This is a genomic window from Streptomyces sp. NPDC102437, assembly GCF_044765565.1.
Taxonomy (GTDB): Bacteria; Actinomycetota; Actinomycetes; order Streptomycetales; family Streptomycetaceae; genus Streptomyces.
This window is the reverse complement of the sequence record NZ_JBIWKI010000001.1, coordinates 577,674-599,887: the sequence shown is the minus strand read 5'-3', so window position 1 is coordinate 599,887 and position 22,214 is coordinate 577,674. Positions and strand designations below refer to the sequence as shown.

17 protein-coding genes and 1 pseudogene are annotated in these 22,214 nt (G+C 69.2%); 13 read left to right on the top strand and 5 right to left on the bottom strand.

The window, feature by feature from the left end:
* The first annotated feature begins 4 nt into the window (after positions 1-4).
* From ACIRJP_RS02625 to ACIRJP_RS02600, 6 genes are all read left to right on the top strand, one after another.
* Positions 5-1,345 (top strand): ABC transporter substrate-binding protein, encoded by a 1,341-nt coding sequence (locus ACIRJP_RS02625; RefSeq protein WP_404167397.1) that lies wholly within the window; start codon positions 5-7, stop codon positions 1,343-1,345.
* Positions 1,346-1,352: 7 nt separating this feature from the next.
* The gene (locus tag ACIRJP_RS02620; protein ID WP_404167395.1) at positions 1,353-2,300 is read left to right on the top strand and encodes a carbohydrate ABC transporter permease; all 948 of its coding nucleotides are present in this window, start codon (positions 1,353-1,355) and stop codon (positions 2,298-2,300) included.
* The gene (locus ACIRJP_RS02615) at positions 2,297-3,175 is read left to right on the top strand and encodes a carbohydrate ABC transporter permease (RefSeq protein WP_383713466.1); all 879 of its coding nucleotides are present in this window, start codon (positions 2,297-2,299) and stop codon (positions 3,173-3,175) included. The genes ACIRJP_RS02620 and ACIRJP_RS02615 overlap by 4 nt, the downstream gene beginning before the upstream one ends.
* A 112-nt stretch (positions 3,176-3,287) precedes the next feature.
* Entirely contained in the window at positions 3,288-5,579 is a 2,292-nt protein-coding gene (locus ACIRJP_RS02610; RefSeq protein ID WP_404167393.1) for a hypothetical protein, read from the top strand.
* Between the two features lie 12 nt (positions 5,580-5,591).
* On the top strand, positions 5,592-7,814 hold the full coding sequence (locus ACIRJP_RS02605; protein WP_404167391.1) for an FAD-dependent oxidoreductase: 2,223 nt from the start codon (positions 5,592-5,594) through the stop codon (positions 7,812-7,814).
* A 26-nt stretch (positions 7,815-7,840) separates the two neighbouring features.
* Positions 7,841-8,710, top strand: a complete 870-nt coding sequence (locus tag ACIRJP_RS02600; protein WP_404167389.1) for an NAD-dependent epimerase/dehydratase family protein — start codon at positions 7,841-7,843, stop codon at positions 8,708-8,710.
* 252 nt (positions 8,711-8,962) lie between these two features.
* Here ACIRJP_RS02600 and ACIRJP_RS02595 read toward each other — a convergent pair whose 3' ends face one another.
* A complete protein-coding gene (locus ACIRJP_RS02595) occupies positions 8,963-9,184 on the bottom strand; it encodes a hypothetical protein (protein ID WP_404167387.1) in 222 nt (73 codons plus the stop codon).
* Between the two features lie 244 nt (positions 9,185-9,428).
* On the opposite strand from ACIRJP_RS02595, the gene ACIRJP_RS02590 reads away from it, so the two are divergent.
* Together ACIRJP_RS02590 and ACIRJP_RS02585 are read left to right on the top strand one after the other, a co-directional pair.
* Positions 9,429-9,773 carry a hypothetical protein gene (locus ACIRJP_RS02590; protein ID WP_404167385.1) on the top strand — a complete coding sequence of 115 codons (345 nt, stop codon included), beginning with the start codon at positions 9,429-9,431 and terminating at the stop codon, positions 9,771-9,773.
* A 123-nt stretch (positions 9,774-9,896) separates the two neighbouring features.
* Positions 9,897-10,916, top strand: coding sequence for a proline racemase family protein (locus ACIRJP_RS02585; protein ID WP_404167383.1), 1,020 nt, complete (start codon positions 9,897-9,899; stop codon positions 10,914-10,916).
* 314 nt (positions 10,917-11,230) lie between these two features.
* Here the strand turns inward: ACIRJP_RS02585 and ACIRJP_RS02580 are convergent, their stop codons facing one another.
* Together ACIRJP_RS02580 and ACIRJP_RS02575 are read right to left on the bottom strand one after the other, a co-directional pair.
* Positions 11,231-14,626, bottom strand: coding sequence for a S8 family serine peptidase (locus ACIRJP_RS02580; RefSeq protein WP_404167381.1), 3,396 nt, complete (start codon positions 14,624-14,626; stop codon positions 11,231-11,233).
* 137 nt (positions 14,627-14,763) lie between these two features.
* Entirely contained in the window at positions 14,764-15,795 is a 1,032-nt protein-coding gene (locus ACIRJP_RS02575) for a helix-turn-helix domain-containing protein (protein ID WP_404167379.1), read from the bottom strand.
* A gap of 165 nt (positions 15,796-15,960) precedes the next feature.
* Here ACIRJP_RS02575 and ACIRJP_RS02570 point away from each other — a divergent pair, with 165 nt between their 5' ends.
* Positions 15,961-17,082: a PP2C family protein-serine/threonine phosphatase gene (locus ACIRJP_RS02570; RefSeq protein WP_404167377.1), complete on the top strand. Its 1,122-nt coding sequence runs from the start codon at positions 15,961-15,963 to the stop codon at positions 17,080-17,082.
* Between the two features lie 419 nt (positions 17,083-17,501).
* On the opposite strand, the gene ACIRJP_RS02565 is transcribed toward ACIRJP_RS02570, so the two are convergent.
* The gene (locus ACIRJP_RS02565) at positions 17,502-18,335 is read right to left on the bottom strand and encodes a PIG-L family deacetylase (RefSeq protein ID WP_404167376.1); all 834 of its coding nucleotides are present in this window, start codon (positions 18,333-18,335) and stop codon (positions 17,502-17,504) included.
* A 390-nt stretch (positions 18,336-18,725) separates the two neighbouring features.
* On the opposite strand from ACIRJP_RS02565, the gene ACIRJP_RS02560 reads away from it, so the two are divergent.
* Together ACIRJP_RS02560 and ACIRJP_RS02555 are read left to right on the top strand one after the other, a co-directional pair.
* Complete coding sequence (locus tag ACIRJP_RS02560; RefSeq protein ID WP_404167374.1) at positions 18,726-19,025, top strand: hypothetical protein; 300 nt, start codon at positions 18,726-18,728, stop codon at positions 19,023-19,025.
* Between the two features lie 476 nt (positions 19,026-19,501).
* Complete coding sequence (locus tag ACIRJP_RS02555; protein WP_404167667.1) at positions 19,502-19,870, top strand: hypothetical protein; 369 nt, start codon at positions 19,502-19,504, stop codon at positions 19,868-19,870.
* Positions 19,871-19,879: 9 nt separating this feature from the next.
* Here the strand turns inward: ACIRJP_RS02555 and ACIRJP_RS02550 are convergent.
* Positions 19,880-20,227, bottom strand: a pseudogene (locus tag ACIRJP_RS02550) (hypothetical protein); the annotation flags it as partial.
* Positions 20,228-20,318: 91 nt separating this feature from the next.
* On the opposite strand from ACIRJP_RS02550, the gene ACIRJP_RS02545 reads away from it, so the two are divergent.
* Together ACIRJP_RS02545 and ACIRJP_RS02540 are read left to right on the top strand one after the other, a co-directional pair.
* Positions 20,319-20,888 (top strand): TetR/AcrR family transcriptional regulator, encoded by a 570-nt coding sequence (locus tag ACIRJP_RS02545; RefSeq protein WP_404167372.1) that lies wholly within the window; start codon positions 20,319-20,321, stop codon positions 20,886-20,888.
* A 94-nt stretch (positions 20,889-20,982) separates the two neighbouring features.
* The gene (locus tag ACIRJP_RS02540; protein WP_404167370.1) at positions 20,983-22,161 is read left to right on the top strand and encodes a GDSL-type esterase/lipase family protein; all 1,179 of its coding nucleotides are present in this window, start codon (positions 20,983-20,985) and stop codon (positions 22,159-22,161) included.
* Positions 22,162-22,214 lie beyond the last annotated feature (53 nt).

Sequence of the window (22,214 nt, the reverse complement as noted above, 5' to 3'; positions counted from 1 at the left end):
CTGCATGGCGCTGACCGCGACCCTCGCGGGCTGTTCCTCCCTCACCCCCAGCAGTGCCGGCGGGGACGGCGATCTCCTGCTGCGGGTACAGGGCATGCCGCCGGCCACCGACAAGCCGGGGCTCGCCCTTTTCAAGAAGCAGGTGACCGACTTCGAGAAGGCCAATCCAGGCATCAAGGTCAAGGGCTCGACCACGGTCTTCGATCCGCTGACGTTCTCCGCGAAGCTGTCCGGCGGCAATGTCGAAGACGTCATCAAGGTGCCGCTGACCGAGCCGCAGCGGCTCATCCAGCAGAAGCAGGTGCAGCCGATCACCGGGCAGCTCAAGGAGTGGCAGCACTTCAAGGAGTTCAACCCTCAGGTCCTCCAGCCGCTCACCGACAGCGCCGGCGACGTGTACGGCGTACCGCAGAATCCGTACGCCCAGGGTCTGGTCTACAACCGCGAGCTCTTCGAGAAGGCCGGCCTGGACCCGGACAGACCGCCGACCACCTGGGCGGAAGTCCGCACAGCCGCCAAGAGGATCAGCGACAGCACCGGCAAGGCGGGCTTCGTCCATGAGTCCAAGGACAACCAGGGCGGCTGGCAGCTGACGATGCTGTCGTACGCCTTCGGCGGCGAGCTGGAGAAGGAGCAGGGCGGCAAGTACACCGCCACGCTCACCGGGGAGCCGACGAAGCAGGGGCTGCGGCTGCTCAAGGACATGCGCTGGAAGGACGATTCGCTCGGCAAGACCCTGCTCAACAATCAGAACGACGTGATCAAGCAGTTCGCGGCCGGTCAGGTCGGCATGTTCATGGGCAGCCCGGGGACGTACCGACTGGCGAAGATGCAGTTCGGCATGGAGAACACCGACGCCTTCGGTGTGGCTCCGATGCCGCAGTCCGGCGGCGATGCGACACTCACCGGCGGCGACATCTACATGGTCCCGAAGTCCGCCGACAAGAAGCACGCGGCAGCGGCCGTCAAGTGGCTGACCTTCGCCTACGCCAAGCCGCAGTACAGCACCGACTTGGCCGCCGAGCAGGCCAAGGCGCTCTCCGCCGACCCGAAGTCCGCGGTGGGCGTGCCGACGCTGCCGGTCTTCGACAAGGATCGGCAGGCCGAGATCGATGCCGCGATCAAGCCGTACGTCAATGTGAAGCTGCAGAACTTCAAGCCGTACATCGACGGTCTCTCCGCGCTGAGGCTGAAGCCGGAGCCGCCGTACCAGGCGCAGAAGCTGTACACCGCGCTCGACCCGGTGGTCCAGGCTGTGCTCACCGAGCGCGACGCCGACATCGACTCCCTGCTGGCCTCGGCCGAGAAGGACGTCAATGCCAAGCTCGCCGCGGACCAGAAGTAGCCGGCCCATGGCTCTGCTCACTGCGTCCCGGCGCCCGGCCCCTGTGGCCGGGGAGCCCGTGCCGCGAACCTTGCCCCGGCGGCGTGGCACCGGCTCCCGCAAGCAGTTCACGGCCTGGCTTTTCCTCGTCCCCGCGCTGCTGGTCTTCGGGCTCTTCGCCTGGTGGCCGATCGCGCGCAGCCTGCTGCTCAGCTTCCAGAAGACCAACCTCGTCGAGCCCGCGGTCTGGGTCGGCCTGGACAACTTCCGTACCCTGTTCGACGATCCGCTGCTCGGCACCGCTGTCGGGAACACCCTGTTCTTCGTCGTACTCGGCCTGCTGATCGGCTTCCCGGCGCCACTGATCCTGGCCGCGGTCATGTCGACGGTGCGGCGCGGCGCGGGCGTCTTCCGCTTCCTCGTGTATCTGCCGGTGGTCATCCCGCCAGTGGTGGCGATCCTGCTCTGGAAGTGGTTCTACGATCCCGGGAGCGGGCTCTTCAACAACGTCCTCGGCAAGTTCGGGCTCGGCCCGTACCCGTGGCTGGAGTCCTCCGGCAGCGCCATGCCCTCGCTGGTCCTGGAGGCCACCTGGGCGGGCATGGGCGGCGCCGTCCTGATCTACCTCGCGGCGATGGTCGGCATCCCCGGCGAACTCTACGAGGCCGCCGAGGTGGACGGCGCCGGGATCTGGCGGCGTATCCGGCATGTGATGCTGCCCCAGCTCCGTTCCGTCATCGGACTGTTGCTGCTTGTCCAGCTGATCAACACGGTGCAGGTCTTCACCGAGCCGTACGTCTTCACCGGTGGCGGACCCGAGAACTCCACTCTCACGGTCCTGCTGCTGATCTTCCGGTACGCCTTCCAGGACGGCGAGTACGGCCAGGCCGCCGCGCTCTCCTTCCTGATGGTGCTCGCCCTCGCCCTGCTCTCCGCGGTGTATCTGCGGGCCACCCGCAGCTGGAGCAAGTCATGACCACGCTCACCACCTTCGTCTCCGCCAACGACCGCCGACGGCCCGGCGTACGCGCCGCCGTGCGCTCCGTCCAGGTGCTCACCCTGATCCTGCTGCTGCTCATCGGCATCGGACCGCTGTACTGGATGGTCAAGGGCGCGGTGTCGACGCCCACCGAGCTCACCACCCAGCCCCTGGCCCTCTGGCCGGACCGGCCGGCCCTGGGAAACTTCTCGGCGGCGTACACCGATCTGGGTGTCGGCCGCTATCTGATGAACACCTTCCTGGTGGTCGGCGGATCGTGGTTCGTGCAGCTCTTCGTCTCGGCCACGGCGGGCTTCGCCCTGTCGGTGCTCAGGCCGAAGTTCGGGAAGGTCGTCTACGGGGCGATCCTCGCCACGATGTTCGTGCCGTACACGGTGAACATGGTCAGCCTCTTCATGACCGTGACCGATGTGCCGTTCCTCCACCTCAACCTGGGCGACACCTACTGGGCGATCTGGCTGCCGGCCGGCACGAACGCCTTCACGGTGCTGCTCGCCAAGCAGTTCTTCGACGCCCTGCCGAAGGAGCTGTTCGACGCGGCGCGGGTCGACGGTGCGAGTACCCGGCAACTGCTCACCAGGATCGTGCTGCCCATGAGCAAGCCTGTGCTGGCCGTGATCAGTCTGCTTGCGGTGATGCACTCCTGGAAGGACTTCCTCTGGCCGCTGGTGGCCATCACCGACCCCGAGAAGCAGCCGATCAGCGTGGCTCTCGCCCAGCTCACCACGCAGGCCCCGCAGGACCAGCTGATCGCCGCGATGGTGCTCGCCGTCGCCCCGCCGGTGCTCGTCTTCGTCGTCTGCCAGAAGTACATCGTCGCCGGGCTCGGCTTCACCGGAGTCAAGGGCTGAGTCCCGCCGGCGCCGACGGCCGGGCCGTCGACTCCCCACCACACCTTCCGCTTCGGAGCCTGCTCAGCCTTCGGAGCATCCGGAACACCCAGACCGAGAGAAGGGCACCTCCATGTCAGTCGCCCGCCGCAGATTCATCCAAGGCACGGCCGTCGCCACCGGCGCCGCACTGTTGCCGGCCGTTCCCGCGCACGCCGCGGACCCGGTCACCATCGAGGCCGACGGCATCACGCTGGTCGGCCGTGTCGACGGCAGCATCCTCGTGCAGGACGGTGCGGGCGCCGACCGCGTCCTGCTCAGCCACTTCATGATCAAGGACACCGCGCTCGGCCAGCAGCGCACCTTCGGCGGCACGCCCGCCCGGATCACGCTCGCCGACGGGCGGCCCGCGATTCAGGTCACGTACACGATGGCGAGCGGCGCGTCCGGAGTCACGGTACGCGGCACCTTCGACGTCACGGCTCGCAAGGCGCACATGAAGTGGGAGGTCGGCGGCTCCGGCACGCTCACACCGGCCGGCTTCATGTTCTCCCGCACGGTGTACGGGGCGAGCGCGGCGGAGTCGTACGAAGCGCTGACCGTATGGGAGCGGGACGCCCGGGGCGGCATTCCGTACGAGGTGAACGCGGGCGGCGCGTACGTGGAGACGTGGGCGGGCTCGAAGGGCTTCTTCTGCCTCTCGTCCACCGTCCCGGCGAGCACGAACGCCACATGGATCCATTCCCCCGGCACCTCGACCGGTGCGGGCACCGCGGTCACCGAGGCCGATCTGGTCCTCGGCGATCTGCGGCCGCGCGGGGCGGGAGCGCTCGCCGCCAGAAGGCCCCTCGGGGTGGAGGTGTGGACCGACCAGCCGTTCAACCTCTACAAGGCGGCCGGACAGACGATGACGCTCAGGGCGCAGGTCGTCAACGGCTCGGCCGCGACCAGGAAGGTGACGCTCACCTGGTGGGCGCGGGACTTCGGCGGCAAGCGGATCGGTGGTGGAACGCTCTCCAGGAGCCTCGCGGCGGGCGCCGCCTGGAACGCCTCCTTTCCCCTGACCTCGCCCTCGCAGAACATCGTGTTCACCGAGGTGGAGGTGGCCAGCGGCAACGACAGGGCGCTGGCCCGCACGAATCTGAGCGTGCTCCCGGAGTTCACGTACAAGGCGGGCAAGGAGTCGATGTTCGGCCTCGCCAACTACCCCTGGCTGCTCGTGCCCGGAAAGGACGCCGTGCTCGGGCTGGTCAGGACGCTCGGCATCAAGTGGATCCGCATCGCCTACGCGGGCGCCCCGGGCATCGACACCGCGACCCTGGACGCGAACGGCATCGGGCACAACGTGGAGCTGAGCGGCATCCCCGTGGGCGGCAGCCCGGAGCAGATCGCGGCCTGGGCCGACACGAATGTCGCCAAGGCCCTGGACGCCGAGGCCGCGTACTTCGAGGTGAGCAACGAGGTCAACCAGCCCTGGATGTCGGGCCGCGGCGCCGACGCCTACGTCCGGGACGGTCTGCGCCAGGTCACCACGCGCCTCGACGCGGCGGGCTCACGGATGAAGGTCATGAACGCCGGCCTCGGCGGCATGGACTACATATGGACCAAGAACTTCCGTGACGCGGGCGGCTGGGACCTCATCGACGCCTTCGCCTTCCACCCCGGCCGCGGCAACTTCACGCCCGACTTCGCGCCGCCGCCCGAGGAGTGGACGCAAGGGTCGTCCGGCTCGTACTGGAACTTCCTCGGCGCACTGCGCAAGGCGAACCAGGTCCTTCAGGAGTACGGCGGCGACAAGGAGCTGTGGCTCACCGAGGCGTACGCTCCGACCCGGCCCAACGCCTGGTGGAGCGACACCTACCGGCACGCCGCCGAGAACACGCTGCTCACGCTCGCTCTCGCCAAGTCCGAGAAGGTACGCGCCGTCAACTGGTACCAGCTGCACGACTCGGTGATCCACCACCCCCAGGAGGCCGACCCGGCCAACCCCGAGTACCACTACGGCCTGATGAACCGCGACACCAGCGCCAAGCCCTCGCTGCTCGCCTTCGCGACCGCCGCCCGGGTCCTGGACGAGGCCGAGTTCGTCCGGCATCTCGCCTTCGCGGACCAGGACATCAAGGGGCTCCTGTTCACCACACCCGGCGGTCCGGTGTCGATCATCTGGAGCCGCAAGGACGGGTACGTCCTCAACTCCGAGCACGGTGAGGATCCCTGGTACGCATCGCCCGAGCCATGGATCGACACCTGGACGACCAGGACAAAGGTCGTGGCCCACTCGGGGACGGTCGACGGAAAGGTGCGGGAGCTCAACTGCATCGGCCAGGAACGCTCTCTGAAAGCCTCCAACGGCAAGGTCACCCTCACCCTCGACGGCGCCCCGCGCATCTACTACGGCCTCGCCACCGATCCCGACTGGAAGTAAGTGACGCACGACATGAGGAATGAAACCGCACGGCACGACATCACCGTCGTCGGCGGCGGCCTGGCCGGGGTCTGCGCGGCAATCGCCGCCGCCCGGCTCGGCCGGAGCGTCGCGCTGATCAACAACAGGCCGGTGCTCGGCGGCAACGCGAGCAGCGAGGTCCGGGTCTGGGTGTGCGGCGCGACCGGCCACGGCAGGAATCACCATGCCCGAGAGGGCGGCATCATGGGCGAGTTGCTCGTGGAGAACCAGTTCCGCAACCCGGACGGGAACCCCTACTACTGGGATGCCGTGGTCCTGGACGCCGTACGCGCCGAGCCGGGCATCACGCTCTATCTCAACACCGACGTGCGCGAGGTCGACGCCGAAGGTCCGGACGAGGCCCGGCGGATCACCTCGGTCACCGGCTGGATGATGGGCTCGGAGCGGCGGATACGTTTCGAGAGCCCCCTCTTCCTCGACTGCACGGGAGACGGCCTGATCGGCCACCTGGCGGGCGCGCACCACCGCATCGGCCGGGAATCGCGCGCCGAGTACGACGAGGCATGGGCTCCGGAGACGGCCGACGACATCACCCTGGGCTCCACGCTCCTCTTCTACACGAAGGACGCCGGCCACCCGGTCAAGTTCGTGGCGCCCGGCTTCGCCAAGGACATCACCGGGACCTCCATCCCGCAGCGGCGCATCATCAAGGCGGGCGACAACGGCTGCGCGTACTGGTGGATCGAGTTCGGCGGCGAGCTCGACACCGTCCACGACAACGAACGCATCCGCGACGAGCTGTGGTCGGTGATCCACGGCATCTGGGACCACATCAAGAACTCGGGCGAGTTCGACGCGGCGAACATGACCCTGGAGTGGGTGGGCTCGGTCCCCGGCAAACGGGAGTACCGGCGCTTCCTCGGCGACTACGTCCTGCACCAGGGCGACATCCTCGGCCAGACCGAGTTCGCCGACCGGGTCGCGTTCGGCGGCTGGTCGATCGACCTGCATCCGCCCCAGGGCATGTATGCCACCGGGGCAGGTGCCAGACAGCTCTACGCGGACGGCATTTACCACATTCCGTACCGCAGCCTCTACTCGGTGAACACCGAGAACCTGCTCTTCGCCGGGCGCAACATCTCCGCCAGCCATGTCGCCTTCGGCTCGACCCGGGTCATGGCCACCTGCGCCACGATCGGCCAGGCAGCCGGCACGGCGGCGGCGCTCTGCGCCACCCGGGATGTCACCCCGCGCGGACTCCCCGTGCCCGAGCTGCAACGGGCGCTGCTGCGCCAGGATGCCTCGCTCATCGGCCTCGCCTCGACGGACCCGGAGGACCTGGCCCTGCGGGCGACGGTCAGCGCATCCTCCGCCTTGAGCAGCTTGGCGGTCGAGGAGTCCGACGAGCCATGGCCGCTCGCGGCGGACGCCGGAATCGTCCTCCCCGCGGACCCGGGCCTCTTGGGGGTGGAGCTGCTCGTCGACGCCGACCGCGACACCGAGATCGTGATCGATCTGTACGACCCCGAACTCGGCCAGAACTACGTCCCGCGCCGCCTGGTCACCTCCACCACCGTGCCCGTCGCCGCCGGTGCCCGGCAGTGGATCAGGACGGGCCTGGACTGGTCTCCCGAAACCCCTCGCAACGCCTTCCTGGTGGTCCGCGCCAACGACGCCCTCACCCTGCACCGCTCCGACCGCCCGGCCCCCGGCGTCCTGTGCTTCACACGCGTCCCGCTGCGCCCGTCGGACGAATCGCCGCAGCCGCTGCGCGAGTGGACGGACACGGGCCTGCTTCGCCGCACCTTCTGCCTCCGTACGGGAGAGACCGCGGCCTACTCCCCCGCCAAGGCCACCGACGGCTATGCCCGCCCGTACGCGGGACCGCACATGTGGGTCTCCGCACCACTGGCGGACGACCCCTCCCCATGGCTCGAGTTGGCCTGGCCCGAACCGGTCGCCCTGGGCCGGATCGAGGTCATCGCCGACGACGACGTCAACGAGGACCTGATCAACCTGCACCACCACCGCACGCCCTTCGACACCCTCCCCACCCTCCTTCGCGACTACCGCGTCGAGGCACTGGATACCGACGGCACCTGGCGCGTGATCGCCCGTTCGGCGCAGAATCGGCGGCGCCGCGAGACGTACACGCCGGCGGAGCCGGTCACCACATCGGCGATCCGGGTCGTCGTCGAGACCACCAACGGGGCGGCGTCGGCGCATGTCGTCGCCGTGCGCGCCTACGCGTAGAAGCACCGACACGGGAGAGTGACTGGATGGTCAGAAGAGCGATGGTCACCGGGGCCGCCGGGCGGATCGGGCGCGCGGTCCTCGCGCTGCTCGCCGAGCGCGGGATCGAGGCGAACGCCCTGGTCCTCGAGGATCCCGGTGATCTCGCGGGGGCGCGCCTGGTGGTGACCGGTGACGCGGCCGACGCGAAGACCGTGCGGGCGGCTCTGGAGGGCGCCGACGCGGTCATCCACCTGGCGGCGATCCCGACTCCCGCGCGCAACACCGCGTTCGAGGTCTTCGCGGGCAACAGCCTCTCCACCTTCACCGTCCTGGAGGAGGCCGGCCGGGCCGGGATCCGGCACGCGGCGGTGGCGAGCTCCTGGGGTGTCACGGGCCTGCCCTGGACGGCCGCCGAGGATCCTCATCCGCCGTACGCACCGGTCGATGAGGAGATGGCCTCCCAGGTGGCCGATCCCTACGGCCTGTCCAAGCAGGTCGACGAGCTGACAGCGCAGATGATGGCGCGGCGGCACGGGATGAGCGTGGTGTGCCTGCGCTATCCGTACGTGGGCGGATTCGAGGAACGGCTGTACGCGCACGCCGCCCGGCTCACGGCCGACCCGGCCGCGGGGGCGAGAGAGTTGTGGACGTACCTGGAGGTCCACGACGCGGCGAGGGCCGCGCTGCTGGCCCTCGACGTGCCAGGCCGTGCGGCGCACGCGGTACACCTCTGCGCCCCCGAGATCATCGTGCCGTACCCGACGGAGGAGTTGCTGCGCCGCTTTCACCCCACGACCGTGCTCCGGCGCCCGCTGCCGGGTCGCGCGGCACCCGTCGACACCTCGGCCGCGCGCAGGCTGCTGGGGTTCACGGCACAGAACCTCCTCGGTCACGGGGCGGTCCTGCCGAGCTGAGATCACGACGACCGCCCGTCCACCGCAGACGGGAGAGAACGGGTCCGGACTTCCCTTCCCCGGCGGCAAACCCGTCGCAGCGATTTGGCGCGGCCCTGCGGGCCGCGACCGCCTGGGCGTACTTCGAGGCCGTCGGGCACGGCGGGAAGGACAGCCCCGCGGACGACTACTGTTGATCCCCCGGTCCTACAACGCCCAGGCCGGCGGGGCACCGCGCACTCCCGGCAGCGGGTCCGGGCGCGGTGTCGGCGGTCAGGTCCCCCTGGTGAACAGTCGGTCGAGGTGCCGGTCGACGGCGGTCAGGGCCTCCTGGGGCTCGATCACGCTCGGCTCGATGAGCGGGGTCAAGGCGGTGAGTGCCGCGAGCAGGTCGGTCTCTGTCGCCGGGTCGTGGCCGGGGCCGATGTGGCCATCGGTGATTGCCTGGCGGACGATCTGCTCGATGAGGTCGCCGGTGGACTTCGGCGATGCCACGCCGAGGCTGCCGGCCAACTCGCCCAGGCGGAAGCCTTCTCGGCATCGAGCTGCAGGATTATGTCACCGTGGTCGGTGGCCAGCCGGACCTTGGACATGACGACCTCATTGTCTGTGTACGTACGACGACTGAACGATCAAGAGCATTGTCACGGCCCCGCCCGGGCGCGGCTCGCCGCACGGCAGACGGGGCTCGTGACCGCAGCCACCGAGGGATGATGCGGCTGCCCACCGTGGCCGATTCGTGCCAGTGACGCTCCTGGGCACCGAGCGGGCGCGGTGCGGGATACCGTCCGGGAGCCGCCGAACGGCGGTGGCGGCGGCGAGGTTACCCGAGCCGTGCCGGGAGGCCACCGTCACCACCGAGGAGGAACGTGACGCCGAGCTCGAAGAGGCGTTCGGCGATCTCCGCCTCGTCATGGCCGACCGGGAGGTCGCCGAACTCCGCGAGGCCGCGGAATCCACCGTGCGCGGATTCACCGACGGGGCGAGACCGTGGACGATCCCGGTCGGCACACGGGAAACGGCAGCCAGGTCATCGGCCCGCGCGCGGACGTCCCGTCGCGAGGCGGACCGGATCCAAGCCTGAGCTCCGAATCGGCGGAGCGGCGCCGACCCGTCCGGACGAACTCACCGTGCCCGACGAGTTCGTCGACGCCGCTCGGATCCGGCCGGCTCACACCCTGCGCTCACCAGCTCCGTGGAGGACCTCATGACCATCCACCAGGTACTCACCACCGACTACCACACCGGTGGTGAACCGTTCCGCATCGTCCCCGACCCGCCGGTCGCCATCGAAGGCGCCACCGTCGCCGAACGCCGTATGTTCGCCATCGACAACGCCGACGTGGACAACCTGCGGAAGCTGTTGTGCTTCGAACCGCGCGGACACGCGGACATGTACGGCGGGTTCATCACCCCGCCCGATGACGAGGGTGCTCACTTCGGCGTGCTGTTCTGGCACAAGGACGGCTTCTCGACAGCCTGCGGCCACGGTTCCATCGCGCTCGCCGTCTGGGCCGTGCAGACCGGCCGCGTCGCCCGCGACCCCTCCGGCATCACCACCGTGGTCATCGACGTCCCCTCGGGCCGGGTCACCCTGCGCGTGCAGACCGCCGGTGAACAGATCACCGGAGTCGACTTCGTCAACGTCCCCAGCTACCGGCTCGCCGAACACATCACCGTCGCCACATCCCGCGGGGACATGGTCGTCGATGTCGCCTACGGCGGCGCCATCTACGCGCATCTGGAAGCGGCAGGCGCAGGACTGGCAGTCACCCCCGAGCACTACTCCGACCTCATCGCGATCGGGCGCGAGGTCAAATGGGCGCTGAACGACAGCGAGTACGCCCGTCACCCTGTCGACGACCGCCTCAGCGGCATCTACGGAACCATCCTGTACGACGACCTCGGCACCGACGAGAACGGCAACCCGCACCAGCGCAACGTCACCGTCTTCGCCGACGGCCAGGTCGACCGTTCCCCGTGCGGCTCCGGCACCTGCTCCCGCGTAGCAGTGCTCGCAGCGACCGGCCACCTCGAGCCGGGGCGGATTCTCGTCCACGACTCGATCGTCGGCACCCGTTTCCACGCACGGGTCGTCGCGGAGTCGGCCGCCGACGGCTACGCCGCTGTCATTCCAGAGGTCACGGGGATGGCGTACCGGACCGGCGAGCACCGCTTCGACCTCGATCCCGCGGACGGACTCGGCACCGGCTTCGTCCTGCGATAACCGCCCGTCGACCGCTGGGGATGCGCGTGCGCGGTGCTGACGTCCCGCGTACGCCTCTCACTCGGGAGTCAGTCTCGGCCCGTGCTGCCCGGTCGACCGCACGGCGTCACCGTCGACGGAACCAGCCTCGGCACCACCGAGAAGGTCCACCGCTGATGGCCGGTCCCACCTGACGCCCGGACGTGACTGCGTCCTGACGGGAAACAGGCGGTATCGGCCTGTTGGGCCGCAAACCGCATTCATCTTCTCATGCAAGGTTGCGCCCGGAAGGGCCGCGTGGTCGACGTACTGACCACGCGGCCCGTGCCAGGTGATTACCGGACGTCGTAGGCGCGGATGACCGTCTGGGTGACCGCGTTGCCGTTGGCGTCGGTGAACGTCGCCTTCGTCGTGACCTGCTTTCCGGAGGCTCCGGTGTGGTCGAGCAGGGCCGTCCAGCGGCCGTCATGCTGTTCGGTCTGCGCCTGGGTCCAGGTGGTGCCGCCGTCGTAGGAGTAGGACAGCGTGGCCGCCGTGATCGCGCCCGGCGTGTATCCGGCGTGTCCCTCGACCGACAGGCCGACCTTCAGTCCCTTCTCCGCAGGAAGGGTGTTCATGCCGTCCACCGGTACGTCGTACGCCGGGAAGAGGAGCGGCAGGCCGCGCGAGAATACGTCCGCCTCCCGGTGGGAGCGGAAACTCCACGTGGTGGTGACGGCGCTTGAGCGCAGCCAGTTCCGGTCGGAGGTGGGGATCTTCTCCATTTTCTGGGTGAGTTCGTAGGCGGAATCCTCGTCCGGCACCGTGAACACGTCGTACGGGTAGGTGCTCCGGCCGATCTCCTCGCCGTTGCGCTTCAGCAGAAGGTTGCCGATGTCGCCGAAGGACCCGCCGGGGGACCAGTGGTCGCCGGACCCGTCGAGCCAGAACGCGGTCTGGATGCCCATCAGGTCGCCCTGCCGTTCGGCGGCGAGCACGGGCTTGCCGTCGGTGTCACGCGGGGCGGCGGGCCGCAGCACGCCGCGGTACCACTCCTCGGCCCGGCGCTGTCCGGTCCGGTAGGTCCGCTCCTGGTCACCCATGAACGCGGCGAACGGGAAGCTGCTCATCGCGCCGTGGTACCAGACGTCGTCGCCGGTCGTGTAGTAGGCGGTGCGGGTCGTGGGCACGTGCACCGCGCCGTACGGACTCACGGGGATGTAGCCGCTGCCGTTCTCGGGGCGGCGGACGAACATCGCGTCGAGGTAGTCGGCTTCCTTGCCCACGGCGTTCCAGGTCTCGGTGACCTGCGCCATCCGTGAGTCCTTGGGCCGGTAGACCTGGTCGGAGTGGAGCGGTCCCGAAGTCGGGAACGTCAGGTTGTAGACGTACGGCGAGCCTCCCTCGGAGCCGCTCGCGCGCCAGGTGGGCCGGAATTCGAAGGTACCGTTCGTGGCGCGTCCGTCGATGTCCGCGTAGACCTTCTGGGCGGTGCCGGACATCGAGACCGAGCCGGAGATCAGCCAGGTGTCGTCCCAGGTGCGGGCGTAGCTGATCGTGCTCAGGTCCACCGTCGCCGGCCGGTCGGTCTCCAGGCTCAGACGGTGGGCCTGCCCGGCGTCGAGAACGACCGTGGTGTCCCGGGTGATCCGGAGCTGCGGCCGCGCGAGGTAACTGACCGATTCGGCGGCGCCGTTCGCGTCGTACGTCGACACGAAGCCGCTGATGGAGTAGTTGCCCGGACGGACACGGTACGTCTGCTCGGGCGCCCCGGAGTTGCTGCGGCGCTCTCCCTTGTCGGTGTCCAGGCTGACGAGATCCACGGAGGAGCTGCCGGCCGCCGGCTTGCCGTTGCGGTCCACGGTCTTGACCCGGAGGGTGACCGTCTCCGGCTGGACGTACAACGTGACCGGAACGGAGACGTGCACGTCGCCGCCGGTGGCGAGGATCCGGCCGGTGACCGCACCGTACTGGGAGTCCTGGAGACGGGCGGTCGGGTCGATCTGCATTGGCACCTGAGCGGTGGCCCCGGCGGGGATCGTCACCCTGCGCTGCTCCAGCCTGACGACGTCGGAGTGGACCTCGCTGCCGTCGTTGCCGTGTACGCCGCTGACGCTCAGGTTCAGGGTCAGGTCGCTGCCGCTGTTGTTGGTGAAGGGCACCTTCACGGATGTGCGGTCCGACGCGTCCTGCGGCCAGTTGTAGTTGCCGGCCTGAACGGCGGGCGCGGAGACCACCTTCTGGTTCACCGCGGCGAACACGTCGAGCACGCCGGCGCCTGTGTGGTCGGCGCCCTCCACCTTCCCGCCGGTGCGGGCCGAGGAGACGAGCGCGGCCTTGATCTGCTGAGCGGTCCAGTCCGGGTGGGCCTGGCGGAGGATGGCCGCGGCGCCTGCGACGTGCGGGGTCGCCATGGAGGTGCCGGACATCGACCGGTAGGCGTAGACGCCGCGACCGCCCGCGCTCGCCGCCGAGATGTCGACGCCGGGGGCGGCGATCTCGGGCTTGAGGGTGTGCGTGACGGCGACGGGGCCGCGGCTGGAGAACTGCGCGGTGCTGTCGTCCCGGTCCACGGCGCCGACGGTCAGCACACTGGGCACGCACCCGGGCGAGGAGACGGTCTCGGTGCCAGGGCCGGCGTTGCCCGCCGCGACGACGAACAGGGTGTGCGTGTTCTGCGCGAGCTGCTTCGTGGCCTGGGCCACCGGGTCGGTGCAGTCCTTGACCGACGGGTTGCCCAGGCTCATGGAGACGACGTCGGCCTTCTGGTCGACAGCCCACTGCATCCCGGCGATGACCCAGGAGTCCAGCCCGGATCCGCCGTCGTTGAGAACCTTTCCGATGAGCAGTGAGGCGCCGGGGGCCACGCCCTTCTTGCGGCCGTCACTTGCGGCTCCGGACCCGCCGACCGTGGAGGCGGTGTGGGTTCCGTGCCCGACACGGTCGTCGGTGGTCTTGGAATCCGTGAAGTTCTTGGAGGTTGCGACCCGGTCCACGAGGTCCGGGTGCTCGGCGTCCACGCCCGTGTCCAGCACGGCGACCTTGGTGTTCTTGCCGTCGTAGCCGGCCGCCCAGGCCTCCGGCGCGTGGACCTGCTTGGTGGAACGGTCCAGCGTGGCCTCGACCTTGCCGTCCAGCCACAGCTTCTTCAACGCGGAGGCGGAACGCGAACGGGAGTCGGTGACGTCCCGCCAGAACGTGGCGGCGGTGTCCTTGTCCGCCTTGAGCGCGACGCCGCCCACGGCGGGAAGCGACAGGCCCCGTTCGGAGCCACGAGGTGCCTCCGGTGCGTTCTTGGCGACGTTCACACTGTTCCCGTACGTGGCGATCAGCGGGAGCGAGTCGGTGTGCGCGTCGTCATATCCCTGACGGATGAGCCCGGTGACGTTGAACAACTGCTCATCGACCCTGCCCTCGCCGACCGCCTGGGAGGCGCCCTCGGGGTAGACGTAGAGGTCCTTGCCCGACTGGTAGGTCTGGAACATCGGCTGCGTGCCGTCCTGGCGTGGCAGCACCGCCGCGGAGCTTCGGCCCGACTTGTCCGTGGTCACGAGGACCTTGTCTCCGGTGACGAGCGTGACCGCCGTCTGCTTGCCGCGGTCCTGCGCGGTCTCGCTGCCGACGACGGGGTTCTTCCCCGAACCCGGTGCGGCGTCATGCGGTGCATCCGCCGCCCCGGACGGCGTGACTGCCGTGAAGGCCAGGGCCGCGGCGGACGCCGCGCCCATGGCTATACGTGTGATGGGGCGCATGAATCTCCCTACTTGATGCAATGAAATGCCGTGGTGCGGCTGCAGCCTGGCAGACATGCAGATGGCGTAGGGATGCCTGCACATGACGGGTTTCCCGCATGTCGGGTTTCCGTCAGACGCTCACGAGGGAGAGCCGGTCACAGCCAGCCCGCGCGGGCGGCGTGCCAGCCGAGCTGCAGGCGGGAATCGGCTCCCGCGAGGTCCATCAGGCGGCGCGTCCGCCGCTCCACGGTCCGGATGGAGACACCGAGCTGCGAAGCAGCGCGCCGGTCGGAGATCCCCGCCAGCAGCAAGGACAGGACTTCGAGTTCGCCCTCCGTCGGCCATTGCTCCGCTGCCGTCTGCGCCCGTACGCCCGAGGCAGTGGGGTACAGCGGCCGGGCCCGGTCCCATTCCTTCTCGAACAGGTGCACAAGGGCGGTGAGCAGACCGCTGCGGTGCACCACGATGGCGCTCGGCTCGCCACAGGGACCGGCCATCTCCAGCGGCACCATGGCGCGCTCCCGGTCCGACACGACCATCTTCAGCGGCAAGTCGTCGACCAGGCGGAGTTCCAGCCCAGCGGTGATGGCCGCCCGCATGTCCGCTGCCACCTCGTGTCCGTCGAGGTAGTCCTTCGTGGCCACTACCCGGAATTCGACGCCGCGGTCGAGCGCGGAACTCTCCGCCATGTCGGTGTCCTCGCGCGGCACCGCCATCGGCGAGCCAACCAGGAACACGAGCAGCTCCCGCTGCGCGCCGAGCTCCAGCTGGTGGAACCGGTGGGCTACCTGCTCCACGCCGACAACCACCTCCACGACACTGCCCGCAGGGTGTGCGGCGGTGCTCCGGTACTGCTCGGTCAGCACCGAGAACGCGTTCTCGGCCCGCTGCAACGCGTTGCGCTGCTCGACGAGAAGCGGGGCGAGGGCTACGGAAGGCGGCGTGAGCCGGTACCGGGCGGCGGGTCCTCCGTCGGCTCCTTGGCCGGCCGGGGCAGACACCTCACCGCCCGCCTCCGACACCACCGCGACCAGGCCACGTGCCGCCAGATCGAGCAGGACCCGGGCGATCTCGGCCCGCTCCAGTCCGGTCTGCCGGACGAGTTCCTGGGCCGAGGCGGACGAACGCGGCAGCAGAGCGGTGTAGACAGCCTCTTCGGCTGAGCCCAGTCCCAATGCCTGCAACATCCGGTTCCCCCCTCGGGGAGACCTTATCCCCGCCGCCCGGCGCACCGTGCGCCGGGCCGGAGTACCGGCCGCCGAGTGGGTGCCGTCGTCCGGCGGGGCGCGGCCGCCCCGCGGTCGGGGCCTGCTTACTGTAAACAGAAATGCCCCATCTGCCCCGGAGGTCCCGTGGTACGTAAGCATTCGAAGAGGCCGGTGCGTCCGGCCGAGGCCATCGAACCGCCGAGCGGGGCCGAAGTCGTGATCGTCGTCGCCTCGGTCACCTTGCTGGTGCTGGTTCTGGGGGCCCTGTCGCAGTCCCCGGTGTGGCTTCTGGGCCTTCTCGTCTTCCTTCCGGCGGCGGCGTCGGCACTGTGCACCGTCCGCCAGACGAAGTTCGTGTCCGCCTGGACCGGACTCGTCGTGATCGTCACCATGCTGGTCCGGCACGGGGACGGGCGGCCGTGGCTCGACAGGATCCTCATGATCCTGCTCACCCTCGTACTGGGTGCGGCCTCCGTCTACGCGTGCCACCGGCGCATCAGCCGTGAGCAGGAGATGATCGGGCTGCGCTCCACAGCGGCCGCGATGCAGCGGCACATCCTGCGCCCACTGCCCATGCTCACCGAAGACGTCCTGGTGAACGGCGTGTACGAGCCCGTGCAGGAGGACCGTCTGGTCGGCGGGGACATCTACGACGTCGTCGACTCGCCGTGGGGAACCCGGGTGCTGATCGGCGACGTCCAGGGAAAGGGTCTCCCGGCGGTCGGCGCCGCGTTCGCCGTCATCGGCGCGTTCCGTGCGACGGCCCACCGGGAACCCACCCTGACCGCGCTCGTCGACGCCCTGGACGCCTCCGTGGTACGGCACAACTCCTATGCCTCACAGACCGGCGACGACGAACGGTTCGTCACCGCGCTCATCCTCAACATCGACGCGGGTGCGGAGGTGCAGGCCATCAACTGCGGTCACGTCCTGCCACAGGTGCTGCAGGACGCCACCGTCACGACACTGGCCCTCACGTCCGGCGTCCCCCTCGGTCTCGCCGAGCTCGCCCACGAACCCGCGACGGTCGACTGGTTCGTCTTCCCGCCCGGCGCGACCCTGCTCCTGACCACGGACGGACTCACCGAGACCCGCGCCGCGGACGGTGCGTTCTACCCGCTCACCGAGAGCCTCACCCGGCGCGTGTCGGTCTCCCCCACCGAGCTGCCGCGTGCGCTGTACAACGACGCGCGTGCGTTCGCCGGGGGTGGCGGCCAGCACGACGACGTGGCGGTACTGACGGTGCGCCGGTCACCGAGCCGCTGAGCGGTCGTTCGACGTACCTCGTCATACACGTGATGACCCGTGCACGGCAGAGGCGTACTCGCTGTCCCGCTGCTGCTCGCCGTCCCCGCCGTCCGCGCACTTGCCGCCCCCTCGCCCGCAAGAAGCCGGCGGACGCCCGAGTCCAGACCGCCTACGAACAACTCCGCACGGCATGGGCCACAGCCGGGTACCAGTGGATCCGGCCTTCAGCAGAATCTGATTCGCCTGATCACTCGTCCTGGACACCCCGTGGGCGCGGTGCCGGACGGAGCGGTGGGAAGGGTACGCGAGGAGCCGGCCGGCCTTGACTCGGGACCGGGCCCTCGCCGCGCTCGCGGTGCTGACGGCCGGCGCCCGCCCGACTGGCGAACGGTCCAGTCCAAGCCGGCGCCAACGCGGCAATGACGACACACAGCGGATCAGCGCAGTCCGGCGAAGAGATCGTTCTCGGGTACGGCGGCGCCGGCGGCGCCCTTGACACGTACGAAGGTCTCCATGCCCATCAACTCGCCAAACCTCTCCTTGCCCATCTTGAGGAAGAAGATGTTCTCGCCCTGACTGGCGTGCGCGGCCAGCGCATCGAACTTCTGACCGCTGAATGCGGTGGTGTCCACCCACGTGGTGATCTCATCGTCGGGCAGGCCGATCTCGGCCATCGCGGCGGCCTCGGCAGGATCCGGCTCCGGCATGTCCCCACGAAACTCGCGCATGGTCTCCCCGAACCGCTGCATCATCGAGCGGGGCGCCGTCGTCCAGTACACCTTCGGTGTCAGCGCGGTCATCTCCAGCGCCGCCATCGTGATGCGGTGGGCCTGAATGTGGTCGGGGTGGCCGTAGAAGCCGTTCTCGTCGTAGGTGACGACCACATCGGGTCGGTAGTGCCGCATGAGTTCCGCAAGTCGGGCAGCGCCTTCCTCCACGGGGGTCCGCCAGAAGGATCCAGGGGCGTCATTGCTCGGCCAGCCCATCATCCCGGAGTCGGCATACTCCAGCATCTCAAGATCGCTGACCTTCAGGATGTCACAACTCTCCTTGAGTTCTTGGCGGCGCATCAAGGCAACGGCCGCCGGATCATGCCCGGGATCGCCCGGCTTGACACCGCCCGGTCCATCACCGCAACCGCCGTCGGTACACGTCACGAGAACCGTGCGGATGCCTTCCGCCGCGTACCGCGCGAGGACCCCTCCGGTTCCGGTGGCCTCGTCGTCGGGGTGGGCGTGTACTGCCATGAGCGTCAACGGCCGGTCAGTCATGAAACGGTCCTCCTGCAGAAGTACGTCTTTGTCCGAGTGCGCGGCGGGCGTACCGCGACCCTGGAATCCGGATCCTGGCGGGGCGGATGACCTTTCAGTCACCGTGTTCCCCGCCCGTACGGCGCCGGTCCCTCGGTCGATGCAACCGTGCAGACCGGGCCGGCTGTTCCCGGCGCAGCCGATCGGCCTTCCAGGCGTCGGATTTTCAACGCGAACACGGTACAGGCGCGGCCTTCACGTCGCAGCGCCACGTCGGCCTCCGCCCCGCCGCACCAAGCCGCCGGTCAACCCGGCTCATTCCCCCAAATTCGACCCGGGTCCGAAGCCCGCCGGTCGAAGGCTCATGTGGACTGACTCTGCACCGGCACCAGCACCCGTGGAGAACAGCCGGTGGGCGGCCGGCCGCCGAGCGGCGCTCAGCTGCGCAGCCCGCGCGACGTTGAGCTGGAAGAACTGCGAGCCAGGTCGCATGTCACCCGCTCCGCCATCACCCACCCCCTGGTTGCGCTGCGGCTCCTCGTGCCCGACCCGACTGTCCACGCCACCGCACAGGCGATGGTCATCGCCACCTACGACATGGTTGATGCCGCCACGAGCATCGAGGAGCTCACCACAGCGCAGGACACCGCACGAGCCGCACACGACCGCTTCGTCGATGCTGCCACTGCATATTTCAGCGCCAACACATGAGAGTGCCTATTTCCCGCAGCCTGAAGTGACTTGCTCCATACCGACGGCGAGCAGACACGAAGATCACGGTCTACAGCCGAAGTATGGGCGCTCCAACCGGACTTCTTCATTCGCACTGGTCAACGGCTTGGACGTGGAGAGTGGAGCTGTCATTGCCGGGGCACCCCGCCCGAACGCGTGGGCGCGCTGCTTGCAGGGGCAACGGCGGGCGCGTGCTCGGTGGCGGCGACGCTGGTGGAACCCACCGTCGCGTGCAGACAAAGGCGGTTGCGTGATGTTGGGCGGGAACACCACGGAACGGAAACTCCGTTACAAGAACCCGGTGACCGAGCCAGCGTCGGCTGACGAGCCCACTCGTCTCCTGCGGGCCCCTGCCGGCGATCTGGCCGGCGTGGTCTGCCGAGGTGGTTCGCGCACCGCACCACGCGCCGTCCGACCTTGCATCCAGCACGGACCGCACCCCAGGAGGGGACACCATGGGCAAACAGCGCATCACCGTCTGCCTGCCGCCCGTCGGCCCCGCCGGGCTGAAGCAGGCGATCGGGCAGGCCATGGCCCCGTTCTGGTACGACCGTGAGGACCGTCCCAACTCGGACTGGGTGGGCGAGTGGAGCTACTGGTTCGTTTCCGGGGCGGGCTGTCTCTTCGACGTACTGCCCGGCCACGAGGACGACCCCCGGCTCGTGCGATACGACCACTGGACCGAACCCCCCGAGGACCTGCCGCCCTCCCGCTGCCACGGCGGCCCGCGCGGCATCCTCGCCCTCGACACGCCCCGCGCCGCCGAGGCCCGCCGGGCAACCGGCACCTGGACGGCGTACCGCGCGTTCGCTGGCCGGAGCTGAATCCACCACGAGTTCGGCGTCGGCAACGACGGTCAGTCCGGCCGCGAGGCCGCCGAGCAGCGGGTAGGACGAGACGAGCCAGTTGAGGGCGCGGTCCCGGGGACGCTGGGCGACGCGCTCACCGGTGAGCCGGTCTCGGCGGCCGCCCGCGACGTCCATCGCGGCGGAGACCGTACGGGTCAGGGCGTACGCGAAGGCGAGTTGCCGGTCGGGCAGGACGGTGTCCCAGCGCGGCCATTGGGCCAGCAGCTGGTCGGGTTCGCCGTCCGCGGTGCCGCACCGCTCGTGGACGCCGGTCTTGCGCCAGCGGGCGGCGAGCTGCTCCTCGTCGCCGTCGGGGTAGCTCTCGGGATGGTGTCGAGCGGGCCTCTCCGGCGGACCGTTCCGCACATTTGCCTAAAAGTATTAGGTAAATGCATAATGATTATCGCCGAATGAAGGGAAGGTCATGGTTCGCATGGGTCTGACCACGGAGCGCCTGACGCGTGCGGGGGCGGAACTGGCCGACGAGGTCGGCTTCGACCAGGTGACCGTCTCGGCGCTCGCCCGGCGGTTCGATGTCAAGGTCGCGAGTCTGTACTCGCACCTGAAGAACTCTCAGGACCTCAAGACCAGGATCGCCCTGCTCGCACTGGAAGAACTCGCCGACCGGGTCTCCGCCGCGCTGGCCGGGCGGGCCGGCAAGGACGCCCTGGTCGCCTTTGCGGATGCCTACCGCGACTACGCCCGCAAGCATCCCGGCCGCTACGACGCCGCCCGTCTCCGGCTCGACCCCGAGACCGCGGCCGCCAGCGCCGGGGTGCGGCACGCACAGATGACGCGGGCGATCCTGCGCGGCTACCACCTGACGGAGCCGGACCAGACGCACGCGGTCCGGATGCTGGGCAGCGTCTTCCACGGCTACGTCAGCCTGGAGATGGCCGGAGGCTTCAGTCACACCGCCGTCGACTCGCAGGAATCCTGGGCCTGGATCCTGGATTCCCTCGATGTTCTGTTGCGGAACCGGGCCAAGCCTTGACCAGCGGGGGCCGCGCCGCCGGAGACGGGCCGCCGCTCACCGGCACAACCGCGCACCTGAACATGCCGAGAATCTTGATCAAAAGGCTGGGACAGTGAACACCGAACACGACTGGATCACCACACCTGTCACCGCGGACATACTGCGTGGATTCCTCGACGTGGAACCGACCGCACACGGCCTGCTGCCGCATCGGCTGCCCGCTCGGGCCCGCCGGCAGATCCCTGACAACCAACTGGCCGTGGCCGAGGCCCAGCCCTCCGGCGTACGGCTGGCCTTCCGTACCCGGGCCACCACCATCGAACTGGACACCCTGCCCACCAAGCGGGTCTACCGAGGCTTCCCGGCCCCGGCGGACGGCGTCTACGACCTGCTGGTCGATGGCCGACTCGCCGCCCAGGCCACAGTGCCCGGCGGTAACGTGCGCACCATCACCGACATGGTCACCCAGTCCGCCGAACTGCTCGAGGGGCCCGCCGGCACCGCCCGGTTCACCGGTCTGCCGGCGCGTGAGAAGGACATCGAGATCTGGCTTCCGCATACGGAGATCACCGAGCTGATCGCTCTGCGTACCAATGCCCCGGTCGAACCGGCGCGGGACAGCGGGCGCAGGGTATGGCTGCACCACGGCAGTTCCATCAGTCACGGCTCGAACGCCGCCCACCCGACGGCGATCTGGCCTGCTCTCGCCGCGGCCCAGGGCGAAGTGGAGCTGGTCAACCTGGGGTTCGGCGGCAGCGCGCTGCTCGACCCGTTCACCGCACGCGCGATGCGAGACCCCCCTGCGGACCTGATCAGCGTCAAGATCGGCATCAATGTCGTCAACTCCGACGTGATGCGCCTGCGCGCCTTCACCCCTGCGGTCCACGGCTTCCTCGACACCATCCGCGAGGGGCATCCGCCCACACCGCTGCTGGTCGTGTCCCCCGTCCTGTGCCCAGTACAGGAGGACACTCCCGGGCCCCTCGCGCCCGACTTCGACGGCGGGACATTGCGGTTCAAGGCCACGGGCGATCCTGCCGAACGCGCTGCCGGACGTCTGACGCTCAACGTCATCCGCGACGAACTCGCCCGGATCGTCGAACAGCGCACGGCTGACGACCCGAACCTGCACTACCTCGACGGCCGTGACCTCTACGGTGAGGAGGACTACGCCGAATTCCCGCTGCCCGACGAGGTCCATCCTGATCCGGCAGGCCACCGCCGCATCGGCGAGAACTTCGCGCGGCTCGTCTTCGGCGATGGCGGTCCCTTCGCCGCCGGGACCGGCTGACCTCACGGTCACGCAGACCGTGATCATTGCGTGGCCTTGCCGGGGCTGGGCAG

Excerpts from the sequence above, each read along its gene's own strand:
- ACIRJP_RS02625 (WP_404167397.1), top strand. The coding sequence starts at position 5 with ATGGCGCTGACCGCGACCCTCGCGGGCTGTTCCTCCCTCACCCCCAGC.
- ACIRJP_RS02620 (WP_404167395.1), top strand. The coding sequence starts at position 1,353 with ATGGCTCTGCTCACTGCGTCCCGGCGCCCGGCCCCTGTGGCCGGGGAG.
- ACIRJP_RS02615 (WP_383713466.1), top strand. The coding sequence starts at position 2,297 with ATGACCACGCTCACCACCTTCGTCTCCGCCAACGACCGCCGACGGCCC.
- ACIRJP_RS02610 (WP_404167393.1), top strand. The coding sequence starts at position 3,288 with ATGTCAGTCGCCCGCCGCAGATTCATCCAAGGCACGGCCGTCGCCACC.
- ACIRJP_RS02605 (WP_404167391.1), top strand. The coding sequence starts at position 5,592 with ATGAGGAATGAAACCGCACGGCACGACATCACCGTCGTCGGCGGCGGC.
- ACIRJP_RS02600 (WP_404167389.1), top strand. The coding sequence starts at position 7,841 with ATGGTCAGAAGAGCGATGGTCACCGGGGCCGCCGGGCGGATCGGGCGC.
- ACIRJP_RS02585 (WP_404167383.1), top strand. The coding sequence starts at position 9,897 with ATGACCATCCACCAGGTACTCACCACCGACTACCACACCGGTGGTGAA.
- ACIRJP_RS02580 (WP_404167381.1), bottom strand. The coding sequence starts at position 14,626 with ATGCGCCCCATCACACGTATAGCCATGGGCGCGGCGTCCGCCGCGGCC.
- ACIRJP_RS02575 (WP_404167379.1), bottom strand. The coding sequence starts at position 15,795 with ATGTTGCAGGCATTGGGACTGGGCTCAGCCGAAGAGGCTGTCTACACC.
- ACIRJP_RS02565 (WP_404167376.1), bottom strand. The coding sequence starts at position 18,335 with ATGACTGACCGGCCGTTGACGCTCATGGCAGTACACGCCCACCCCGAC.
- ACIRJP_RS02555 (WP_404167667.1), top strand. The coding sequence starts at position 19,502 with ATGGGCAAACAGCGCATCACCGTCTGCCTGCCGCCCGTCGGCCCCGCC.
- ACIRJP_RS02545 (WP_404167372.1), top strand. The coding sequence starts at position 20,319 with ATGGTTCGCATGGGTCTGACCACGGAGCGCCTGACGCGTGCGGGGGCG.